The 1,027-nt window shown below is 45.5% G+C and carries 1 protein-coding gene; it reads right to left on the bottom strand.

What is annotated here, in order from left to right; genetic code table 11:
• Positions 1-1,027 (bottom strand): AAA family ATPase (locus A3762_RS01450; RefSeq protein ID WP_156493116.1); only part of this gene is annotated, 1,027 nt, incomplete at both ends.

Genomic DNA, 1,027 nt, shown 5'->3' with positions numbered 1-1,027 from the left:
AAGATTTCCTCGGCAAGCGGTTTCTTCAACTCTTCCTGAATCAAACGTGACATTGGGCGAGCACCCATTTTTTCGTCGTAGCCTTTTTCAGCAAGATACACTTTCACTTCATCATCAACATGCAAAACAACGCGTTTTTCATCAAGCTGGGCTTGCAGTTCCGTTAAGAACTTGTCGACGACATAGCAAACAGTATCGCGCGCCAAAGGAGCAAATTGAATAATACTATCCAGACGGTTTCTAAATTCTGGCGTAAACAACTTATTCAGCGCCTCCATACCATCTGTCGTATGGTCCTGCTCACTAAAGCCAATAGAACGACGACTAATCTGCTCCGCACCTGCGTTCGTGGTCATTACTAGTACAACATGACGGAAGTCAGTCTTACGTCCGTTGTTATCAGTCAAAGTGCCGTGATCCATCACTTGAAGTAACAAGTTGAACACTTCAGGGTGCGCTTTTTCGATCTCATCTAACAGAAGGATACAATGTGGGTTTTTATTAACAGCTTCCGTTAACAATCCACCTTGATCGTAACCAACATAACCTGGAGGTGCACCAATCAAACGACTGACCGTGTGACGCTCCATGTACTCAGACATATCGAAACGTACAAGCTCGACGCCCATTACCTTCGACAACTGCTTAGTAACTTCTGTTTTACCAACACCGGTTGGACCAGCAAACAGGAATGCACCATCTGGTTTCTCTGGTGATTTCAAACCCGCTCGTGACAATTTGATTGCCGTTGCAAGAGATTCGATCGCCAAATCCTGCCCAAACACGACCATTTTCAAGTCCCGCTCAATATTCTTAAGCTTATCTTTATCAGAGCTAGAAACGTTGCGAGGAGGAATGCGTGCAATTTTAGCAACAACGTCCTCAATCGCCTGCACATTGATCAGCTTCTTACGCTTGCTTTCATGCACAAGACGCTGACTCGCACCAGCCTCATCAATCACATCAATCGCTTTATCTGGCATGTGACGATCGGTAATGTAACGATCCGCCAATTCAGCTGCAGCAC

Source organism: Oleiphilus sp. HI0125 (genome assembly GCF_001635355.1).
Note: the sequence above shows the minus strand (reverse complement) of the source record. Positions and strands in the feature narration are given on the sequence as shown.